This is a genomic window from Pseudomonas sp. PLMAX, from assembly GCF_046042685.1.
GTDB lineage: Bacteria > Pseudomonadota > Gammaproteobacteria > Pseudomonadales > Pseudomonadaceae > Aquipseudomonas > Aquipseudomonas putida_AE.
The window spans coordinates 447,577-462,258 of sequence record NZ_CP064949.1; the positions used below are offsets into that span (position 1 = coordinate 447,577).

Here is a 14,682-nt window from a genome sequence, read left to right on the forward strand (position 1 = left end):
GCTTGATAGCCAGCGCGCGGGCAAAGGTAACTGTTGCCGATATGGTCGCCGAAGCCGCCTGGAATTTGTTGGTGGCTATCGCACTGATGGGATCGACACTGGCTAAAAGCAAGGCAGGCAAAGTAATCAGCCCGCCACCACCGGCAATTGCATCAAAAAAGCCGGCGCAAAAAGCAACGAGCGCCAACATGCCAATTACATCCCAGGACATTACATTCCCTCCTTGTAGTTATTGCCCATTAATCCCATGACTGTTCGTTCAGGCAGCTCCGCTTCCGATTCTGCTCAGCTTCATGATCAGGGTATGTCGTCCATTTCCGTTAAATCGGACGGAGAGTTCAGACAGACTCGTGAGACTGGCAAAAATGGCCGATGACCGCACCTGACACTTCTCGGCCTCGCAAGCGTTAAGGCGCTTGCTGGCGTGGCGATAGGGAGGTGGGGGGTTACTGACTTATGAGTTTCGTTCGGACGCTACGACGCGTGGCCTACTGCTCCACACCCCCCGGCACTACCGAGCTTTTTCTTAAGAACCGAGCATATTTTTACTATTTTTCCTCGCCGCCAGAGTCGAGCATGATCCAGCGAAACCAATAATAACTGACCGTTTCAGCGGTCGGCATGGGAGTAGCGTGTGCTCGATCTCAACTACTGGCAGCAGCGGGCTGCCCGGCAAACATTCATTTCAAATGCCTTGATCGCAGGGCAGCAGGTTGCGTGCGCTTCGGGTGCGACTTTCGAGGTGATCAACCCGGCGACCAACCAGCTGTTGGCCTGTGTCACCGCCTGCGGCGAGGACGAAGTGAACCTCGCCGTACGCTCGGCTCGCCGGGCGTTTGAAGAGGGGCCGTGGGCCCGTATGGCCCCGGTGGAACGCAAGAAGATCCTGATCCGGCTCTCCGAACTGCTGCTGGCCAACCGCGAGGAGCTGGCACTGCTCGACTCGCTGAGCATGGGCAAGCCGGTCATGGATGCCTACAACATCGATGTACCTGGCGCGGCCCATGTGTTCGCCTGGTACGGTGAAGCCCTGGACAAGCTCTACGACCAGGTCGCGCCGACCGCGCGCAATGCCCTCGCCACCATCACTCGTGAGGCCCTGGGGGTGGTTGCTGCCGTGGTGCCATGGAATTTTCCGCTGGACATGGCGGCCTGGAAGCTCGCCCCGGCATTGGCCGCCGGTAATAGCGTGGTCCTCAAACCCGCCGAGCAGTCGCCATTCTCTGCCTTGCGACTGGGGCAGTTGGCGCTCGAGGCCGGCATACCGGAAGGGGTATTGAATGTTGTCCCGGGCCTGGGCGAAAGCGCCGGCAAGGCCCTGGGGCTGCATCCTGATGTGGACTGCCTGGTGTTCACCGGCTCGACCCAGGTCGGCAAGTACTTCATGCAGTACTCGGCGCAGTCCAACCTCAAGCAGGTCTGGCTGGAGTGCGGCGGCAAGAGCCCGAACCTGGTCTTCGAAGACTGTCAGGACCTGGATCTGGCCGCGGAAAAAGCCGCGTTCGGCATTTTCTTCAATCAGGGCGAAGTCTGCTCGGCCAACTCCCGGCTTTACGTGCAACGCTCTATCTACGATGAGTTCGTCGAGCTCCTGATCGCCAAGGCTCGGACCTGGATGCCCGGTGATCCGTTGGACCCACAAAGCAGGGCAGGTGCGATCGTCGATAGCGAGCAAGCCACCCGCATCATGAAGGCGATCGAGCAGGCACGGGGTGAAGGCGCGAAGCTCCTGGCAGGCGGCGATCGCCTGACGATCAATGGTTCTTCAAACTTCATCCAGCCGACGATTTTCGCTGGCGTGGGTAGAGACATGAACCTGGCGCGTGATGAAGTGTTCGGTCCGGTGCTGGCCATCAGTGCCTTCGACTCCGAAGAAGAGGCGATTGAGTTGGCCAACGACAGCATCTACGGGCTGGCCGCTTCAGTCTGGAGCGATGACCTGAACCGCGCTCATCGGGTGGCCCGGGCATTGAAGGCCGGGACTGTTTCGGTCAACACCATGGATGCACTGGATGTCGCCATTCCTTTTGGTGGCGGCAAGCAGTCCGGTTTCGGGCGCGATCTTTCCCTCCATTCGTTCGACAAGTACACGCAACTCAAAACCACCTGGTTCCAGCTTCGTTGAGACCGACCACGTCGCAAGGCGTGGCAGGGAAAACCCATCTGCACGCACCCCTCGGGGTGGCGTGCTTTTCCTGCTTGCGGGGCTGCTGGAGCGGTCATTCAGCACCCATTGGTCGACTCACCCTAACGGGTGATATCGGCAGTTTTGCGAGCGTGGGAACATCATTTCAACCCCGACACCCGTAACCTCGTGTCGCTCCCAACCGTTCTTTCGGCGAGTCTTTGAAGTGGAAAACGATCGGTTTTTTTCTGCGCAATGGTTCGAACAGATGGCCAAGGTGACCGAGAGTATCGGCCAACCGGGATTCGCCGCGACGCTGTTCGAAACCCTGGGCTGTATCTGGCCCATTCAGGCGACGACGCTGTACCTGTATCCCCATGGCGGTATGCCCAGCGCGCTGTTCGAACTTGACGGTCCCTGGCTGCCGCAAGGCAATGTGCGCCAGTACCTGTCAGGGTTCTATCTGCTCGACCCGTTCTACGGTGCCTGTGTGGAAGGCGTCAGCTCCGGTTGCTACGACCTCGCTGACGTCGCTCCCGACCACTTCGAACTCAGCGAGTACTACCAGTCGTTCTATCGGCACTCGCACCTGCAGGATGAGTTGAACTACATCCTGCAGTCTGCTCCCGGGCTGAGCCTGGCTGTCTCGCTGGCGTTCACGGAAAAGCTCGACGCGGCTACGACGCAGCAGTTCAAGTGCATTACGCCCTGGATCCTGACCTTGCTGGGCAAGCATTTTGTCGGCCTGGACACGCGCGGCGCTCGATTTGAAAACCAATTGGAGCAGCGCATCCACTCGGCACTGAACAACTTCGGTTCGTCGATCCTGACCGAGCGCGAATGCCGCATCGCCCAACTGATCCTGCGTGGCCATTCGACCCGCTCCCTGGCCGAGCGCCTCGGGGTGTCGGAGGACACCATCAAGTCTCATCGCAAGAACGTCTACTGCAAGCTCGACATCGGCACGCAATCGGAGCTGTTTTCACTGTTTATCGATTCGTTGGCCGAAGCCCAGGGCGTGCTCAGCAAAGACCCTCTTGAAAGCTACATGAGCAAGACCCGCTGAGCGGACTTGCTACCCCTCGCGTGACTACCAACAAAAGAGAAAAAAGCCATGAATGCACCCTTCGAACCGAAACGGCAGACTGAGGATTACCAGAAGTCCGATGCCGCCCACCACATCCATGCGTTTGTGGATCAAAAGGCGCTCAATGCCGAAGGTCCTCGGGTGATGGTCCGCGGCGAGGGCCTGTATCTCTGGGACAACGACGACAAGCGTTACCTGGACGGCATGTCGGGCCTGTGGTGCACCCAGCTCGGTTATGGTCGCAAGGACCTGAGCGCTGCGGCGGCTGCGCAGATGAACCAGTTGCCGTACTACAACATGTTCTTCCACACCACCCACCCAGCGGTGATCGAGCTGTCCGAGCTGCTGTTCAGCCTCCTGCCGGGCCACTACAGCCACGTCATCTACACCAACTCCGGCTCCGAAGCGAACGAGGTGCTGATCCGTACCGTACGCCGTTACTGGCAGGTCGTCGGCAAGCCGCAGAAGAAGATCATGATCGGCCGCTGGAACGGTTATCACGGCTCGACCCTGGCGGCCACTGCGCTGGGCGGGATGAAGTTCATGCACGAGATGGGCGGCCTGATTCCGGACATCGCGCACATCGATGAGCCTTACTGGTACGCCCAGGGCGGCGAGCTGACCCCGACCGAGTTCGGTCGTCGCTGCGCCTTGCAACTGGAAGAGAAAATTCTTGAGCTGGGCGCCGAAAATGTCGCGGGCTTTATCGCCGAACCCTTCCAAGGCGCTGGCGGCATGATCTTCCCGCCCGAGAGCTACTGGCCGGAAATCCAGCGCATCTGCCGTCAATACGATGTGCTGCTGTGTGCCGATGAAGTGATTGGCGGCTTTGGCCGCACGGGCGAGTGGTTCGCCCACGAGCACTTCGGTTTCGAGCCGGACACCCTGTCGATCGCCAAGGGCCTGACCTCCGGCTACGTGCCGATGGGTGGCCTGGTGCTGGGCAAGCGCATTGCCGACGCGCTGGTGGAGCAGGGCGGTGTTTTCGCCCACGGGCTGACCTATTCCGGACACCCGGTCGCGGCCGCGGTGGCGCTCGCCAACCTCAAGGCACTGCGTGATGAAGGCATCGTTCGCCAGGTGAAGGAAGACACCGGGCCGTACCTGCAGCAGATTCTGCGCGAGGTGTTTGGCAACCACCCGATGATTGGCGAGATCCAGGGCGCGGGCCTCGTCGCGGCCTTGCAGTTCGCCGAGGACAAGGCGACACGCAAGCGCTTCGCCAACGAAAACGACCTGGCCTGGCAATGTCGCACCTTTGGTTTTGAAGAGGGCGTGATCATTCGCTCGACGCTTGGCCGCATGATCATGGCGCCGGCACTCGTGGCAACGCGCACAGAGCTGGACGAGCTGGTGGAAAAGACCCGCATCGCGGTAGACCGCACCGCACGGATCGCGGGAAAGCTCTGAAGTCATCTGTGAGCGGGTTGGTGATCGACAGCGTTAAATCACCCTGCGTGCCTATCGATTGAACAAGAGGCTGCCCGACACTGGGCAGCCCGCCCTTCAGCAGACCAATCACTCACGGTATCCGTTCTTCGGATACCGCAGCGTCCTGCATTCAAATTTTCAGGAGTCAGCAATGAATACAATAACAAGCGTGGCCGATACTCCTTCCCATCATTCCCCGTCGGAATCGGTTTCGCCCGGCAGATTTCGACAATCCCTCGGTCTTACCGCCCTGGTCCTCTTCGGCCTGGCGTACATGGTCCCGCTGGCGGTGTTCACCACCTATGGCCTGGTGACCCAGATGACCAAGGGCCACTTGCCCACCGCCTACCTGCTGACCCTCGCCGCCATGCTGCTGACCGCCTACAGCTACGGACGCATGGTGCAGGCGCATCCGTATTCGGGGTCCGTGTACTCCTATACGCGCAAGGCGTTCGGCAGCTACTTTGGCTTCATGGCCGGCTGGACCTTGTTGCTGGACTACATCTTCCTGCCGTTGCTCAGTTATCTGCTGATCGGCATCTACATGTCCGAATACTTCCCCGCGGTTCCCGCTGCGGTGTGGGTGCTCGGCTCCATTGCCCTGGTGACCTTCCTCAACCTGATCGGCATCGAATCCATCACCCGGGTCAACCTGTTGCTCGTGGTTGTCCAGTTGGTCTTCATCGTGGTGTTCGTTGCGTTGTCGATCCACAACCTGGGGGATCAAACAGAGCCGGTTTCGCTGCTCGCACCCTTCCATCATGAAGGCTTCAGTGTTCCGTTGATCATGACCGGCGCAGCGGTCCTGTGCCTGTCCTTTCTCGGCTTCGACGCCGTGTCGACAATGGCCGAGGAGACACCCAACCCACGGCGCCTGATCCCCCTCGCGATCATGGTGGTGAGCCTGCTCGGTGGCCTGCTGTTTGTCCTGGTTTCGTATTTCGCGCAAATGGTCTATCCGCAATGGAACACCTTTGCCGACCCGGACTCGGCGTCGCTGGACGTCATGCGCCGCGTGGGTGGAGAACTGCTGGTGACCGCCTTTACCGCCACCTATGTGGCCGGCTGTTTTGCCTCGGCGATGGTCTCCCAGGCCAGCGTCTCCCGGGTGCTGTTCGCCATGGGTCGCGATGGCGCACTGCCCCGGGTGTTCGGCAGGCTGGTCTCGAAGAAGCGCGTGCCGGCCACCGCGATCATGCTGGTCAGCCTGTTCTCCCTGATTGCCCTGTTCATCACCCTCGATACCGTGGCCAACATGATCAGCTTCGGCGCGCTCTTCGCGTTCTCGGCGGTGAACCTGGCGGTCATCAAGCATTATCTGGTCGACCAGAAGCTGCGCGGCACCCGCAACTGCCTGCTATACGGCGTAGTACCGGCCCTGGGGTTCCTCAGCACTATTTGGCTGTGGACCAGCCTGTCCAGCATGTCGTTCATGATTGGGCTGTGCTGGATGGGGTTGGGGCTGCTTTGTTTGCTGGGCGTAACGCGTGGGTTCCGGGTGAAGCTGCCGGAGTTGCAGATGGCGGAGTGATCGGAGCGCAGAGGCCGGACTGCGCCCGCCGCCCCTCGTGATCGCCGACCAGGCTTTCACGGGGGGCTTACAGGGGAGCAAACCATAGAAAGCAAAAAACCCGCACCAGGCGGGTTTTTTGTGTGCTTTCAGGTGTGCTTGGCATCACCTGAAAACGGAAGGTGGTGCCCAGAGACGGAATCGAACCGCCGACACGGGGATTTTCAATCCCCTGCTCTACCGACTGAGCTATCTGGGCAACGGGGCGCATTAAACTGGTTTTTCAGGGGGTCGTCAAGCAAGTTATCAAAAAATATTTAATTATTACCGTCGCTTACGATCCGACCCCCGATTTCAAGGGCTTACTCCGCAGGCGGAACGTAGCCTTCGGCCTTGGCGTATTCCTCGCCGGAGAAGTACTTGTCCATCTCACCCTGAAGATATTTGCGGTCTTCGGCGTTCATCATGTTCAGGCGCTTTTCGTTGATCAGCAGGGTCTGGTGTTTTTGCCAGTCGGCCCAGGCCTTGGCCGAGACGTGGTCAAAAATGTCCTGGCCTTTGGCACCCGGGAATGGAGCACGCTCCAGGGCGGGCAATTCTTCTTTGTACTTGCGGCACATGATGGTGCGGGTCATGACGACTCTCCTGCGTTCAATACGACGGCCGCGCGTTCGAGCAAGGTCTTGACCGGGGCGGCAAGGCCCAGGCGCGGCGGGGTGGCGAGGTTATACCAGAGCCAGTCGGCCTCGGCCACGTGATGGCCGGCCTCCTGGACCTGAACCAGCCAGGGTTCGATGGATAACTGGAAATGGCTGAAGGTGTGCACCAGGTTCGGCAGTGCCTGCTGGTTGCCCAGCGCCAGCGAGTGCTGCGTGGCGAGGTGTTGCAGGTCGTCGAGGTCATCGAGTTCCGGCAAGCTCCATAAACCGCCCCACAGGCCCGTGGAGGGGCGACGGTAAAGCAGGATCGCACCTTCGGCATTGGCGAGCATCGGCATCAGCGTGCGTTTCTGCGGGATGGCTTTGCGTGGTTTGGGAATCGGGTAGCGGGTTTCCAGGCCGAGCATGTGCGCTTCACAACCCTTTTCCAGCGGGCAGAGCAGGCAGCTCGGCTTGCTGCGGGTGCAGAGCGTGGCGCCCAGGTCCATCATCGCCTGGGTGTAGGCGTTGACCCGATCGTGCGGCGTAAAGCGCTCAGCGGTTGCCCAGAGCTGTTTGGCCACCTTGGGCTCGCCCGGGTAGCCCTCTTGCGCGGTAAAGCGTGCCAGCACGCGCTTGACGTTGCCGTCGAGGATGGGTGCGCGCAGGCCCATGCTGATGCTGGCGATTGCGCCGGCCGTAGACAGGCCGATGCCGGGCAGGTCGGTGAGCTTTTCCACGTCGCGGGGAAATTCACCGCCGTACTGCTCGACGACGATCTTCGCGGTCTTCTGCAGATTGCGTGCGCGGGTGTAGTACCCCAGGCCCGTCCACAGGTGCAGTACTTCGTCCTCGGGCGCCGCGGCCAAGGCCTCGACCGTCGGCAGCGACGCCATGAACCGGTCGAAGTAATTCAGCACGGTGCTGACCTGGGTTTGCTGCAACATGATTTCCGAGACCCACACCCGATACGGGGTGATGCCCTGTTGCCAGGGCAAGTCGTGACGGCCGTGGCGGTCGAACCATTCCAGTACCGCCGATGAAAACTGCTCGGCTCTCATCGCTTGAACAGCCCCTTGAGTGCGTCCTTGAGTTCCGGGCTGACCTTGTCGCCCAGTTTCTCGTCGATTTTTTCGCCGATGCGCTCGCCCGCCAGTTTGCTCGCGACCTGACCCATGCGTTCGTTGTCCAGGCGACAGGCCTTGGCGCCAAGCTCCAGTGGGCCGCGGCAACGCAACGGCCACTGGATGCCGACAAATTTCTCGTTCACCTGGCAAGCCGGGTCCGGCATGTCGCTCTTGTCGCCTTCGACGATGATGCCCACGCGGTAATCCATGCCCAGGACGCGCAGGTCGACGTCGCCGTCGCCGTTGACGGTCATGCCCGGGATACGCACTTTCAGGTCCGGGTTGCTGGCGACGCCGTTACGGAAGGTCAGGGTGCCCTTGAGCTCCTGGAACGGTGTGTCCTTGCCCCGCGGCTCGCCGCTAAGGGACTTGCGGTTGAGTGTGGCGATGCCTTTGCACAACTGCTGTTCGAGGTTGGCATTGAGCAGCACGCCGTTGTTGATGACGAAACTGGCGTTGCCGTTGAGGGTTTCGATCAACGCTTTCTGGCTGTTGCCGCTACCGGTGAGGGTGCTGTTGAGCGTTACCAGGCCCTTGACCGGTGGTTCCTTGCCCTGGCTTTCGAGGATTTTTTCCGCGGGCACCCGGCTGATTTGCGTCTGCATGTTCAACACAGGTGCCTGCTGGCGCACATCGAGGGTGCCTTTGGCGTCGAAGTTGCCCTCGTACAGGTCACCGCGCAGGCTCGTCAGGGTCAACAGTCCGTCCTGGCCGTTGGCCTTGAGTACGGCGTTTTTGATCGGCAGCTTTTCCAGGGTCAACTGGCCGAAGGTCAGGTCGGCGTCTACATCCAGCTTGGCCAGGCGCTCCACCGGCAACAGGCGTTCGTTACTCCATGCTTCCTTGGTCGGGGATTGCGGCAGCGGTGTGCTGCCGGCCCCGGCCATGGCATCGGCTTCGGTGCTGGCGACTTCGGCCTGGCGCACTTGTTTGGCGCTGTTGGCCTCGGCCGATTTCGGCGGCAGGTAACGGTCGACGTTGAAGGTGTCGGCCTTGAGGGTTGCGCGCAGGGATTGCCTGGCAAAGTCCTCGACGGCGATGCGACCAGTGAAGGTGCTGTCGTCGACTTTCAGGTTGAGGTCATCCAGCGTGAGGCTGGAAGGCGTGCCGGCCAGGCGCGTGGCCACTTCGACCTTGCTCAGGCTGCCTTCAGCCATGGCCGGGAGTTTCTGGCCGATGCTGTCGACGAATTTCGCCAGGTCGAACTGGGCAATCGACAGCCCGCCGCTGACCTGTGGGGTCTTGTCCAGGTCATTGACCTTCAGCTCACCCAGCGCTCGCAGTTGGTTGGCGGAGACCTTGATCCCGGTCCATTCGGCGACGTTGGCGGCCTTGTCCAGCAGCAACTGACCCTGAGCGGCGAAGGTCATGGTCTTGCCTTGCAGCGGATCGCCGGCAACTTCGCCGGACAGCTTCATGTCTTCGAGCTTGTAGCGCTGCAGCGCACGCTCGAAACGCAGTTCGCCGGCGAGCTCGGTGCGCACCCGCAGAACCGGCTGGTTGGTGCCCAGGAATGCTGTGAGCTTGACCGGTATATTGGTGGAATCGTGCACCGGGCCGGTACTGAGCTGGATGCTTTCGGCGCTGAATTGCTTGCCGGTTTTCTCGTCGCTGTATTCAACGCGGGCGTTGTTGACGGTCAGGCTGTCGATGTCCAGGCGAATTGGCTGGGCCGGTTTTTCCACCTGGGCAGTGGTAGGCGATTCAGGTTCGCCGGTGGTCTCGGCAGGTGTGCCCGTGGTTGCAGGCTTGGGCACCTTGCCGATGTCTTCCCAGTTGCCGTGGCCATCCTTGTCGCGGTTCAGGCGCAGGTTCAAGCCTTCAACGCGCACGTCGCTCATCTGCACCTCACGGCGCAGCAACGGCAGCACACGGACCGACAGGCCGAGCATCTGCAGGTCGGCGAACGGATCGGCGGGCTTGGCCAGGGTGGCGACCGCCGCATCGTGCAGCTCCAGGCCAAGCCACGGGAACAGGCTCCAGCCGATATCGCCATTGAGCGTCAGCTCGATGTGGGCCTTGTCGCGGGCTATCTGGCGTATCTCGTCTTTGTAGTCGTTGGGATCGAAGAGGTGGGTCAGGGCAAAGCCCAGCGCCACTATGATCAGCAACAGCCCGAGAAGTACCAGACCCAGGATTTTGCCGAACGCTTTCATGGGCGAGTCCTTGTAGTTAGTCGAATTCGAAATTTAGCCGGGGAGTATAGCGCTCCGCCGCGAGCGACCGGGCAGATCACATGACAGAGTGTCGAGCATCCAGGCAAAAAGTAATTTTTCCTACAAATTCGGCGCAGCACCGAAGAAGTTGTTCAGCCGTTCGACAATGCCCGGAAGGGAGGTTCCTTCAGTGGTACGAAAACAGACAACGATCGAAATCGTGATGTCAGTTTGGTTTTTCACGCACTGGCAAATGTTACGCTTCACCCGTTCGTCCGTCCCTGCGCGGCAAGATGTCGCATACAAGCGAGCTTTTCCCAAAAAAACGGTCATGTCTGCGTGCATTAAGGCTGAGGGCGAAGAGTGGCTGGCGAACCTAAATAATAATTGGGGGATACACAATGACCACGAGCATCACGGCGGACGGCCTTCAAGCCGGCCAGCCCGCGTTTCTCTCCAAGGAACGCATCATCGCCAGGCCCGGTTTCAACCGGTGGCTGGTGCCACCGGCCGCGCTGGCCATCCACCTGTGCATCGGCATGGCCTATGGCTTCTCGGTGTTCTGGTTGCCGCTGTCCAAGGCGCTGGGCATCACTGCGCCAGTGGCTTGTGCTCCGGACATGGGCTTCATCGCCCAGGTCTTTTCTTCGCAATGCGACTGGCCGATTTCGATGCTCGGCTGGATCTACACCCTGTTCTTCATCTTCCTGGGCTGCTCGGCAGCCATCTGGGGTGGCTGGCTGGAACACGCCGGGCCGCGCAAGGCGGGTGTTGTCTCGGCACTGTGCTGGTGCGGCGGTCTGCTGATTTCCGCGCTGGGGGTCTATACCCACCAGATCTGGCTGATGTGGATCGGCTCGGGGGTCATTGGCGGTATCGGCCTGGGCCTGGGTTACATCTCGCCGGTGTCGACCCTGATCAAGTGGTTCCCGGACAAACGCGGCATGGCGACCGGCATGGCGATCATGGGCTTCGGCGGGGGCGCGATGGTCGGTGCCCCCCTGGCGGCGGCGTTGATGAGCCATTTCGCTTCACCGACCAGTGTCGGCGTGTGGCAGAGCTTCCTGGTCATGGCCGCGATCTATTTCGTGTTCATGATCGGCGGTGCGCTGTCCTATCGTGTACCGCCTACCGGCTGGAAACCTGAAGGCTGGACGGCACCTGCGAAAAAAGCCTCGAACGCGATGATCACCCACCGTCATGTGCATGTGAATGTGGCGTGGAAAACGCCACAATTCCGCCTGGTATGGCTGGTGCTGTGCCTGAACGTATCGGCGGGCATCGGAATCCTCGGCATGGCTTCGCCTCTGTTGCAGGAGGTGTTCGCCGGCAAGTTGCTGGGCAACGGCCTGGCATTTGGCCAGCTGGATGCCTCGCAACTGGCCTCGATTGCGGCGATCGCCGCCGGTTTCACCGGTTTGCTGAGCCTGTTCAACATCGGTGGCCGGTTCTTCTGGGCATCGTTCTCGGATTACCTGGGCCGTAAAAACACCTATTTCGTGTTCTTTGCCCTGGGCTTCGGGCTGTATGCATTGATCCCGAACCTCGGTCATCTGGGCAACGTTGCGCTGTTCGTGGCGGCGTTCTGCATCATCCTGTCGATGTACGGCGGTGGTTTCGCGACTGTCCCGGCGTACCTCGCCGACCTGTTCGGTACGCAAATGGTCGGCGCGATCCATGGTCGTCTGCTGACGGCCTGGGCTGCTGCCGGCGTGCTGGGTCCGGTGCTGGTGAACTACCTGCGTGAGTATCAGCTGAGCATCGGCGTTGAACGGGCCGCGGCTTACGACATCACCCTGTACATCCTCGCGGGCCTGCTGGTGTTGGGCTTCCTGTGCAACCTGCTGGTTCGTCCGGTGGCCGACAAGTACTTCATGACCGACGCCGAACTGGCTGCCGAACAGGCGCTGGGTCACGACAAAGGGGCTGACAGCAGTACGTCACTGGAGTGGAAAGCGGCGGCGGGTACCAAGCCTCTGGCGATTGCCGCGTGGTTGGTGGTGGGCATTCCATTGGCGTGGGGTGTTTGGGTGACGCTGCAGAAGACGGCGGTACTCTTCCACTAACACCCAACCATGTGGGAGCGGGCTTGCTCGCGAAAGCGGTGTGTCAGATAACATTCATGTGTCTGAAAATCCGCTTTCGCGAGCAAGCCCGCTCCCACATTTGATCTCCACTGGACGCAAATACTGCGTTTCGACTGCTTGTACTGACATGTACACCATTGGCCGTAGTGGATTCACTCCGTCAGCGATATCACCTCCCGTGTTTCTGTTTCGCGCCCGCGCCCCTATAATGGTTGCCTTTTTCGCCCAATGATTTTGCGGAGCTGGTGATGGCCGAACGTATGGCGTCAGTCGAGCGCGACACTCTGGAAACCCAGATCAAAGCCTCGATCAACCTGGATGGCACCGGAAAGGCCCGATTTGATATCGGTGTCCCTTTTCTTGAGCACATGCTGGACCAGATCGCCCGTCACGGGCTGATCGACCTGGATATCGTCAGCAAAGGCGACCTGCATATCGATGACCACCACACCGTGGAAGACGTCGGTATCACCCTGGGCCAGGCATTCACCAAAGCCATCGGCGACAAGAAAGGCATCCGTCGCTACGGCCACGCCTACGTGCCGCTCGATGAAGCGCTGTCGCGCGTGGTGATCGACTTCTCCGGCCGCCCAGGCCTGCAGATGCATGTTCCGTACACCCGTGCCACCGTCGGCGGCTTCGACGTTGACCTGTTCCAGGAATTCTTCCAGGGCTTCGTCAACCACGCCAACGTCACCCTGCACATCGACAACCTGCGTGGCCACAACACCCACCACCAGATCGAAACCGTGTTCAAGGCTTTCGGCCGCGCGCTGCGCATGGCTGTGGAGCTCGATGACCGCATGGCCGGGCAAATGCCTTCGACCAAGGGCGTCCTGTAATGCAGACAGTCGCGGTTATCGATTACGGCATGGGCAACCTGCACTCGGTGGCCAAGGCCCTCGAGCACGTCGGTGCCGGCAAGGTCCTGATCACCAGCGATGCCAACGTGATTCGCGAAGCCGACCGGGTGGTTTTCCCCGGCGTTGGCGCGATTCGCGATTGCATGGCGGAGATCCGGCGCCTGGGTTTCGATTCGCTGGTGCGTGAAGTCAGCCAGGACCGTCCGTTCCTCGGCATCTGCGTGGGCATGCAAGCCTTGCTTGAGCGCAGTGAAGAGAACGACGGCGTCGACTGCATCGGCCTGTTCCCGGGCCAGGTGAAGTTCTTCGGCAAGGATCTGGTCGAGGATGGCGAGCACCTGAAAGTGCCGCACATGGGCTGGAACGAAGTGAAGCAGAAGGTCAGTCATCCGCTGTGGCATGACATTCCGGACCTGGCGCGTTTCTACTTCGTGCACAGCTACTACATCGCCGCCGGCAATGCCCGGCAGGTGGTGGGTGGCGGTCACTACGGGGTCGATTTTGCCGCAGCGCTGGCCGAAGGCTCGCGATTCGCCGTGCAGTTCCACCCGGAGAAAAGCCATACCCATGGCCTGCAGTTGCTGCAGAACTTCGCCGCGTGGGACGGTCGCTGGTAAATGGCCGTCAAGAAGAAGCCGCCGATCCTGACCCTCACTCCCGAGCAGGAGAGCGAGGCCAATCGCAAGATCAAGCGTTTCATGGAAGATCGCTTCGAGCTCGACCTCGGTTCGTTCGAGGCGGCCGAGATTCTTGAGCTGTTTACCCGTGAAATTGCTCCGCACTATTACAACAGGGCGATTTTCGATGTGCAGACGCACCTCAAAGAGAGGTTCGAAAGCATCGAAAGCGACCTGTGGGCGCTCGAGAAAAACTGATTTCCGAGCCAAGCTGAACATTCGAATTTGAAGGTTTGCCAGATGCTGATTATTCCCGCTATCGATCTCAAAGACGGTGCCTGTGTTCGTCTGCGCCAGGGCCGCATGGAAGATTCCACGGTGTTCTCCGATGACCCGGTGAGCATGGCTGCCAAGTGGGTGGAGGGCGGTTGCCGTCGTCTGCATCTGGTCGACCTGAACGGCGCGTTCGAAGGCCAGCCGGTCAACGGCGAAGTGGTCACGGCGATTGCCAGGCGCTACCCGAACCTGCCGATCCAGATCGGCGGCGGTATCCGCTCCCTGGAAACCATCGAGCACTACGTGAAAGCGGGCGTGAGCTACGTGATCATCGGCACCAAAGCCGTGAAGGATCCGGCCTTCGTTGCCGAAGCCTGCCGTGCGTTCCCGGGCAAAATCATCGTGGGTCTGGATGCCAAGGACGGTTTCGTCGCCACTGACGGCTGGGCCGAAATCAGCACCATCCAGGTGATCGATCTGGCCAAGCAGTTCGAAGCCGACGGCGTGTCCTCGATCGTTTATACAGACATCGCCAAAGACGGCATGATGCAGGGTTGCAACGTGCCGTTCACCGCCGCGCTGGCCGCTGCCACGAAGATTCCGGTGATCGCTTCCGGCGGCATCCACAACCTGGGTGACATCAAGACCCTGCTCGACGCCAAGGCGCCAGGCATCATCGGCGCGATCACCGGCCGCGCGATCTACGAAGGCACCCTCGACGTCGCTGAAGCGCAAGCTTTCTGCGATTCGTATAAAGGCTGAGGA

General features: G+C 60.5%; 12 protein-coding genes, 1 tRNA gene and 1 pseudogene. 9 read left to right on the forward strand and 5 right to left on the reverse strand.

What is annotated here, in order from left to right; genetic code table 11:
- Positions 1-16: 16 nt before the first annotated feature.
- Positions 17-211: pseudogene (locus DKB71_RS02080) on the reverse strand (TSUP family transporter); the annotation flags it as partial.
- 423 nt (positions 212-634) lie between these two features.
- On the opposite strand from DKB71_RS02080, the gene DKB71_RS02085 reads away from it, so the two are divergent.
- The 4 genes from DKB71_RS02085 (at position 635) to DKB71_RS02100 (ending at position 6,174) form a co-directional block, all read left to right on the forward strand.
- Positions 635-2,125 carry an aldehyde dehydrogenase gene (locus DKB71_RS02085; protein WP_408599502.1) on the forward strand — a complete coding sequence of 497 codons (1,491 nt, stop codon included), beginning with the start codon at positions 635-637 and terminating at the stop codon, positions 2,123-2,125.
- 268 nt (positions 2,126-2,393) lie between these two features.
- On the forward strand, positions 2,394-3,191 hold the full coding sequence (locus DKB71_RS02090; RefSeq protein WP_274075141.1) for a helix-turn-helix transcriptional regulator: 798 nt from the start codon (positions 2,394-2,396) through the stop codon (positions 3,189-3,191).
- A gap of 48 nt (positions 3,192-3,239) precedes the next feature.
- Positions 3,240-4,622, forward strand: coding sequence for an aspartate aminotransferase family protein (locus DKB71_RS02095; RefSeq protein WP_323626204.1), 1,383 nt, complete (start codon positions 3,240-3,242; stop codon positions 4,620-4,622).
- Positions 4,623-4,794: 172 nt separating this feature from the next.
- Positions 4,795-6,174 (forward strand): APC family permease, encoded by a 1,380-nt coding sequence (locus tag DKB71_RS02100; protein WP_406591941.1) that lies wholly within the window; start codon positions 4,795-4,797, stop codon positions 6,172-6,174.
- 162 nt (positions 6,175-6,336) lie between these two features.
- Here DKB71_RS02100 and DKB71_RS02105 read toward each other — a convergent pair.
- The 4 genes from DKB71_RS02105 to DKB71_RS02120 form a co-directional block, all read right to left on the reverse strand.
- Positions 6,337-6,412: transfer RNA gene (locus DKB71_RS02105), tRNA-Phe, on the reverse strand.
- A gap of 103 nt (positions 6,413-6,515) precedes the next feature.
- Complete coding sequence (locus DKB71_RS02110; protein WP_008024947.1) at positions 6,516-6,788, reverse strand: oxidative damage protection protein; 273 nt, start codon at positions 6,786-6,788, stop codon at positions 6,516-6,518.
- Positions 6,785-7,852, reverse strand: a complete 1,068-nt coding sequence (gene mutY, locus DKB71_RS02115) for an A/G-specific adenine glycosylase (RefSeq protein WP_408599503.1) — start codon at positions 7,850-7,852, stop codon at positions 6,785-6,787. The genes DKB71_RS02110 and mutY overlap by 4 nt, the downstream gene beginning before the upstream one ends.
- On the reverse strand, positions 7,849-10,074 hold the full coding sequence (locus DKB71_RS02120; RefSeq protein WP_408599504.1) for an AsmA family protein: 2,226 nt from the start codon (positions 10,072-10,074) through the stop codon (positions 7,849-7,851). The genes mutY and DKB71_RS02120 overlap by 4 nt, the downstream gene beginning before the upstream one ends.
- Positions 10,075-10,475: 401 nt before the next feature.
- Between DKB71_RS02120 and DKB71_RS02125 the strand changes: the two genes are divergently transcribed.
- From DKB71_RS02125 to hisA, 5 genes are all read left to right on the forward strand, one after another.
- Complete coding sequence (locus DKB71_RS02125; protein ID WP_408599505.1) at positions 10,476-12,140, forward strand: OFA family MFS transporter; 1,665 nt, start codon at positions 10,476-10,478, stop codon at positions 12,138-12,140.
- Between the two features lie 269 nt (positions 12,141-12,409).
- A complete protein-coding gene (hisB, locus tag DKB71_RS02130) occupies positions 12,410-13,003 on the forward strand; it encodes an imidazoleglycerol-phosphate dehydratase HisB (protein ID WP_007939452.1) in 594 nt (197 codons plus the stop codon).
- A complete protein-coding gene (gene hisH / locus DKB71_RS02135; protein WP_077186145.1) occupies positions 13,003-13,641 on the forward strand; it encodes an imidazole glycerol phosphate synthase subunit HisH in 639 nt (212 codons plus the stop codon). Before hisB ends, hisH begins: the two co-directional genes overlap by 1 nt.
- A complete protein-coding gene (locus tag DKB71_RS02140) occupies positions 13,642-13,899 on the forward strand; it encodes a DUF2164 domain-containing protein (protein ID WP_095077943.1) in 258 nt (85 codons plus the stop codon).
- 42 nt (positions 13,900-13,941) lie between these two features.
- Positions 13,942-14,679 carry a 1-(5-phosphoribosyl)-5-[(5-phosphoribosylamino)methylideneamino]imidazole-4-carboxamide isomerase gene (hisA, locus tag DKB71_RS02145; RefSeq protein ID WP_408599506.1) on the forward strand — a complete coding sequence of 246 codons (738 nt, stop codon included), beginning with the start codon at positions 13,942-13,944 and terminating at the stop codon, positions 14,677-14,679.
- The last annotated feature ends 3 nt before the right edge of the window (positions 14,680-14,682 follow it).

What these genes read in the sequence shown, in the direction of transcription:
- hisB (WP_007939452.1), top strand. Translation starts at nt 12,410, where the DNA reads ATGGCCGAACGTATGGCGTCAGTCGAGCGCGACACTCTGGAAACCCAG.
- DKB71_RS02095 (WP_323626204.1), top strand. Translation starts at nt 3,240, where the DNA reads ATGAATGCACCCTTCGAACCGAAACGGCAGACTGAGGATTACCAGAAG.
- DKB71_RS02110 (WP_008024947.1), bottom strand. Translation starts at nt 6,788, where the DNA reads ATGACCCGCACCATCATGTGCCGCAAGTACAAAGAAGAATTGCCCGCC.
- hisH (WP_077186145.1), top strand. Translation starts at nt 13,003, where the DNA reads ATGCAGACAGTCGCGGTTATCGATTACGGCATGGGCAACCTGCACTCG.
- mutY (WP_408599503.1), bottom strand. Translation starts at nt 7,852, where the DNA reads ATGAGAGCCGAGCAGTTTTCATCGGCGGTACTGGAATGGTTCGACCGC.
- DKB71_RS02120 (WP_408599504.1), bottom strand. Translation starts at nt 10,074, where the DNA reads ATGAAAGCGTTCGGCAAAATCCTGGGTCTGGTACTTCTCGGGCTGTTG.
- hisA (WP_408599506.1), top strand. Translation starts at nt 13,942, where the DNA reads ATGCTGATTATTCCCGCTATCGATCTCAAAGACGGTGCCTGTGTTCGT.
- DKB71_RS02140 (WP_095077943.1), top strand. Translation starts at nt 13,642, where the DNA reads ATGGCCGTCAAGAAGAAGCCGCCGATCCTGACCCTCACTCCCGAGCAG.
- DKB71_RS02090 (WP_274075141.1), top strand. Translation starts at nt 2,394, where the DNA reads ATGGCCAAGGTGACCGAGAGTATCGGCCAACCGGGATTCGCCGCGACG.
- DKB71_RS02100 (WP_406591941.1), top strand. Translation starts at nt 4,795, where the DNA reads ATGAATACAATAACAAGCGTGGCCGATACTCCTTCCCATCATTCCCCG.
- DKB71_RS02125 (WP_408599505.1), top strand. Translation starts at nt 10,476, where the DNA reads ATGACCACGAGCATCACGGCGGACGGCCTTCAAGCCGGCCAGCCCGCG.